Source organism: Streptomyces sp. NPDC002490, from assembly GCF_040296045.1.
In the GTDB taxonomy this organism is placed as follows: Bacteria; Actinomycetota; Actinomycetes; order Streptomycetales; family Streptomycetaceae; genus Streptomyces.
Genome location: NZ_JBEOWM010000106.1, coordinates 1 through 6,020, shown reverse-complemented (window position 1 = coordinate 6,020; position 6,020 = coordinate 1). Strand labels below are relative to the sequence as shown.

The 6,020-nt window shown below is 72.7% G+C and carries 1 protein-coding gene and 1 pseudogene; both read left to right on the top strand.

What is annotated here, in order from left to right; translation table 11 throughout:
- Positions 1–3,991, top strand: a 3,991-nt coding sequence (locus ABT092_RS30640; protein WP_502968541.1) for a type I polyketide synthase, incomplete at its 5' end; no start/stop codon positions are given.
- Positions 3,992–4,088: 97 nt separating this feature from the next.
- Positions 4,089–6,020, top strand: a pseudogene (locus ABT092_RS30635) (type I polyketide synthase); the annotation flags it as partial.

Here is a 6,020-nt window from a genome sequence, read left to right as displayed (position 1 = left end):
CCCCATCCACGACACCACCAGCGAAGGCCGCCTCGCGTTCCTCTTCACCGGCCAAGGCGCACAACGACTCGGCATGGGACGCGAACTCGCGCAGACCTTCCCGGTGTTCGCAGATGCGTTGGACGAGGTCTGCGGGCATCTCGACGCATCGCTACCGAAGCCACTGCGGGAGGTGATGTTCGCGGCGGAGGGTTCGGACGAGGCCGCCTTGCTGGATCGTACGGAGTTTGCGCAGCCGGCGTTGTTCGCCGTCGAAGTGGCGCTGTTCCGGTTGGTGGAGTCCTGGGGGGTGCGTCCGGATGTGGTGGCGGGGCATTCGATCGGTGAGATCGCTGCCGCGCACGTGGCCGGGGTGTTCTCCCTCGCCGACGCAGCCGCCCTGGTCGCCGCCCGCGGCCGGCTGATGCAAGCCCTCCCCGAAGGCGGCACCATGGCCGCCGTCCAAGCCACCGAAGACGAAGTGCGGGCTCTCCTCGGCGAGGTCACGGACGCGTCCATCGCCGCGATCAACGGACCGAACTCCCTCGTCGTCTCAGGCACCACCACCACCGTGGGCACCATCGTCGACACCCTCAAGGCCCAGGGCCGTAAGGCGACCTACCTGAAGGTGTCCCACGCCTTCCACTCGCCCCTCATGAACCCCATGCTCGACGAGTTCACCCAACTCGCCCACACCCTCCACTACAACGAACCCACCCTCCCCTTCGTCTCCACCGTCACCGGCACGCACGCCGACCCCGCCGAACTGGCCAGCCCGGAGTACTGGGTCACCCACATCCACGAAACGGTCCACTTCACCGACGCCGTCCACACCCTCATCGAAGACGGTGTCACCCGCTACCTGGAAATCGGACCCGACACCACCCTCACCGCCCTCACCACCCCACTCCTCCCCGACCACACCCACGCCCACGCCCACGCCCTCCTCCACCGCACCACACCCGAACCCCACCACACCCTCACCACGCTCGCCCACCTCTGGACCCACGGCCACCCCATCACCTGGACCACCCACACCCCCCACACCCACACCCAGCCCGTAGACCTCCCCACCTACCCCTTCCAACGACAGCGGTACTGGATCGACGGCTACTCCCCGTTCGGTGCGGCCTCGGGCGGTGGCGATCATCCGTTGCTCGGGGCGGCCGTGGTGCTCGCCGAGGCGGACGGTCTGCTCCTCAGCGGTCGGCTCTCCACTCGGGCCCAGCCCTGGTTGGTCGACCACGCGGTCGGCGACACGGTGCTGTTCCCCGGCACCGGCTTCGTGGAAATGGCCCTGGCTGCCGGCGACCGGGCAGGGTGCCCGGTGCTCACGGAGATGACGCTGGAAGTGCCGCTCGTGCTTCCGGAGCGTGGTGCCGTCCACACCCAGCTCGTGGTGCAGGCTCCGGACGGTTCGGGCCGCCGCGCCTTCAGCATCCACTCGCGTGGGGAGGGAGCCGTGGACGAGGCGCCGTGGGTGCGGCACGCGTCGGGCACACTCGCGGCGACGGCGTCCGCCGCTGCCGAGGGCACGGAGTTCGCGCTCTGGCCTCCGGCCGGTGCGGTGCCCGTGCCGGTCGAGGGGGTGTACGAGCGGTTCGCGGACGGCGGTCTGTCGTACGGACCCGCGTTCCGCGGTCTGCGGAGCGCGTGGCGGCTCGATGACGAGGTGTTCGCCGAGGTCGCCCTGCCGGACGGGGTGCTGGTGGACGGGTTCGGTGTGCACCCTGCGGTGCTGGACGCGGCACTGCACGCCATCGGGCTGACCACCGCGGGGGAACGGGCCGGGCTGCCGTTCGCCTGGTCGGGGGTCGAGCTGTTCGCCACCGGCGCCACGGTGCTGCGGGTGCGGGTGCGTCCGCTGGGCGCCGGGGCGGTGTCGCTCGCGGCGACGGACGCCGCCGGTCAGATGGTGGCATCGGTGGAGCGCCTGGACGTCCGGCCGATGTCCGAAGAACAACTGGCCGGAGCACGGACCGAGTTCATCGACTCGCTGTACCGCGTGGACTGGGTCGGGCTACCCGCCGCCCCGGTTCGGGCCGACGGCGGGAAGTGGGCGGTCGTCGGCACCGCTGCCGCCGCGTGGTCGGAGGCACTGGCCACGGTGGTGGGGAGCGCCATGGTGGTGCCGGAGATCGGGGACGCGGGAGACGCCGGCATCGTCGTGCTGCCGGTCGTGGCCGACGCCGCCGCGCCCGGGGGCCCCGACACGGTCGCGTCCGTGCACGGGTTGACGCACCGGACGCTCGCCGACCTCCAGACCTGGCTGACGGACGACCGGTTCGCCGAGTCCACGCTGGTGGTGGTGACCCGGGGCGCGGTTCCCGCCGTCGACGGGGAGGTCGCCGACCTCGCGGGCGCCACGGTGAGCGGACTGGTGCGCTCCGCGCAGATGGAGAACCCCGGCCGGATCGTGCTGATCGACCTGGACGGCGCGGACGCCTCGCTCACCGCGCTGCCCGGGGCGGTCGGCTCGGGGGAACCCCAGCTGTCCGTGCGCGAGGGCAGGCTGACGGTGCCGAGGCTGGCGCGGGTCCGCGCCGTCGTCCCGGCGGTCGGCCCGGCGAAGGCGTGGGACGCCGAGGGCACCGTCCTCGTGACCGGCGCCACCGGTGCCCTGGGTGCCCTGGTCGCGCGGCACCTGGTCGCCGAGCACGGGGTCGGCCGCTTGCTGCTGACCAGCCGGCGGGGACAGGACGCGCCGGGTGCCGCCGCGCTGGGCGCGGAGTTGACCGAGTGCGGCGTGCACGTCACGTTCGCCGCCTGCGACTCGGCGGACCGGCCCCGGCTGGCCGAGCTGCTGGCCACCGTCCCCGCCGAGCATCCGCTCACCGCGGTCGTGCACGTCGCGGGGGCGCTCGACGACGGCGTGATCGACTCGCTGACCCCGGAGCGCGTGGACAGGGTCCTCAGGCCCAAGGTCGACGCCGCCTGGCACCTGCACGAGCTGACGCGTGACCTCGACCTGTCGGCCTTCGTGCTCTTCTCCTCCATAGCCGGTGCGCTCGGGGTTCCCGGACAGGGCAACTACGCGGCTGCCAACTCCTTCCTCGACGCCCTGGCCCAGCACCGACGCTTCCGAGGGCTGCCGGCGACCTCCCTGGCCTGGGGCCTGTGGGCGGACGACGGGGGCATGGCCGGCGGGTTGAGCGGCGCCGACACCCAGCGCATGGCGCGCTCCGGCGCGGGCGCGCTCACCGCGGAGCAGGGCCTTGCGCTCCTCGACGCGGCCGTCCTCGGTACGGAGCGCAGCGGCGCCCCCGACGACGCGCTCCTCGTTCCGGTCGTGTTGGACGTACGGGCCATGGCGCAGGGCGGTGAAGGCGAACTGCCGGCCCTCTTCCGCGGCCTGGTCCGGCCGGCGCCCGGGCGCCGCGTCACCCAGGCCGCCACGGGGACGCCCGCCGCTGCCCACGACCTGCGCGCCCGGCTCGCCGGAGCACCCGCCGAGGAACAGCGTGAACTGCTGGTCGAGGTGGTGCGCGAGCAGGTCGTGGCAGTCCTCGGCCACGTCGGAGCCGAGGCCGTCGACGTCGACCGGTCCTTCAACGAGCTGGGCTTCGACTCGCTGACCGCCGTGGAGTTCCGCAACGGCCTGGGCACGGCCACCGGCCTGCGCCTGCCGGCCGCGCTGATCTTCGACCACCCGAGCGCCAGGGCCGTGGCAGGACACCTGTGGGAGGAACTCGGGCTCCGGGACCGAGGCGCTGAAGCGGGCGGTTCGACCGAGGCCCTGGTCCGCAGTGCCCTCGCGGCCATTCCGCTCTCCCGACTGCGGGAGGCGGGCCTGATGGAGAGCCTGCTCGAACTCGCGGGCATCGAGTCCGCGGCCGAGGACGGCGGAAGCACGGAACCCGGCGACGCCACCACCGCCTCCATCGACGCCATGGACGCCGACGCCCTGATCAGCATGGCCCTCGCGGACGCCGGGGCCGACGGCGCGGCAGAAGACCACGGATACGACGGCCGGGACGAGTACGACGTCAACGACACGACGTGGGAGAAGTGACACCGCGATGACCGAGACCACCAGTGGTTCAGGCCGGGCCGCTCGGCCCCCCGCGCCCGCCGGCGCGAAACTCGTCGACGCGCTTCGGGCATCGGTCAAGGAAACCGAGCGGCTGCGCGAACAGAACCGGAAGTTGACCGCCGCCGCACGGGAGCCCCTCGCCGTCGTCGGGATGGCGTGCCGCTACCCCGGCGGGGTCCGCTCGCCCGAGGACCTGTGGCGGTTGGTCTCCGAAGGGGGCGATGCCGTCACCGGGTTCCCCACCGACCGGGGGTGGGACCTCGACGCCCTCTACCACCCCGACCCCGAGCACGACGGCACCTCGTACTCCCGTCGTGGTGGGTTCCTCCACGACGCGGGGGACTTCGACCCCGTCTTCTTCGGAATGGCGCCACGGGAGGCCGGGGCGATCGATCCCCAGCAACGGCTGCTGCTGGAGGTCGCCTGGGAGGCGTTGGAGAATGCCCGGCTGGTCCCGGGGGCGCTACGCGGCAGCCCCACCGGTGTCTTCGCCGGAGTGATGTACCACGACTACGTCAACAGCTACGGCAGCGGGAGCGTCGTCCCCGGGCGGGTCGCGTACACCTTCGGCTTCGAAGGTCCGGCGGTCGCGGTGGACACGGCGTGCTCCTCCTCGCTGGTGGCGCTCCACCTGGCCGCCCAGGCACTGCGGGGCGGCGAGTGCTCGCTCGCACTCGTCGCGGGCGTCACCGTGATGTCCACGCCGGGAACGTTCCTCGACTTCAGCAGGCAGCGGGGGCTCGCCGCGGACGGTCGGTGCAAGTCCTTCGCGGAGGCGGCGGACGGCACCGGATTCGCCGAGGGGGTGGGCGTGCTGGTGGTGGAGCGGTTGTCGGACGCCCGGCGCAACGGGCATCGGGTGCTCGCGGTGGTGCGGGGCTCCGCGGTGAACCAGGACGGTGCCAGCAACGGCCTCACCGCCCCCAACGGCCCCGCCCAGCAACGGGTCATCCGTGCCGCGTTGGCGAACTCCCGGCTCTCGGCCGACCAGGTGGACGTGGTGGAGGCGCACGGCACCGGCACCGTCCTCGGCGACCCGATCGAAGCCCAGGCGCTCCTCGCCACCTACGGCCGCGACCGCCCCGCGGACGATCCCCTCTGGCTCGGCTCCGTCAAGTCGAACATCGGCCACACCCAAGCCGCGGCGGGGGTGGCGGGGGTCATCAAGATGGTCATGGCGATGCGCCGGGGGGTGCTCCCCAAGACGCTGCACGTGGACCGACCTTCCTCGAAGGTTGACTGGTCGGCGGGGCGGGTCCAGCTGTTGGAGGAACCCAGGCCCTGGGACGCCACCAGGCCGCGCCGTGCCGCGGTCTCCTCCTTCGGCATCAGCGGGACCAACGCGCATGTCATCCTCGAACAGGCCCCGGGAGCCGTGGGCGCCCAGGACGAGGGCCCCGCACGGGGGGCGGCCCCCGCACCGGTGCTCTGGCCGATCTCCGGTGCTGACCCCCAAGCCCTGCGCGACCAGGCATCCGCCCTGCTCCGCCTCCTGGAAGACTCCGAAGCCCCGTCGCCCGTCGACATCGGCCACTCCCTCGCGACCACCCGCGCCCACCTGGTCCACCGGGCCGCCGTCGTCGCCCTCGACGCCGCCGACCTCATTACCGCCCTCACCGCCCTCGTCGAGGACGCCCCCGCTCCCCATCTCGCCCGCGCCACCGCCCACCCGGGCGGAAGGACCGCGTTCCTGTTCACGGGTCAGGGTGCGCAGCGGTTGGGTATGGGGCGTGGGCTGGTGGAGGCGTTCCCGGTGTTTGCGGGGGTGTTGGACGAGGTGTGTGGGGTGGTGGATCCGTTGTTGTCGAGGCCGTTGCGGGAGGTCATGTTCGCCGCCGAAGGGTCCGACGAAGCCGCACTCCTGGACCGTACGGAGTTTGCGCAGCCGGCGTTGTTTGCGGTTGAGGTGGCCCTGTTCCGGTTGGTGGAGTCCTGGGGGGTGCGGCCGGATGTGGTGGCGGGGCATTCGATCGGTGAGATCGCTGCCGCGCACGTGGCCGGGGTGTTC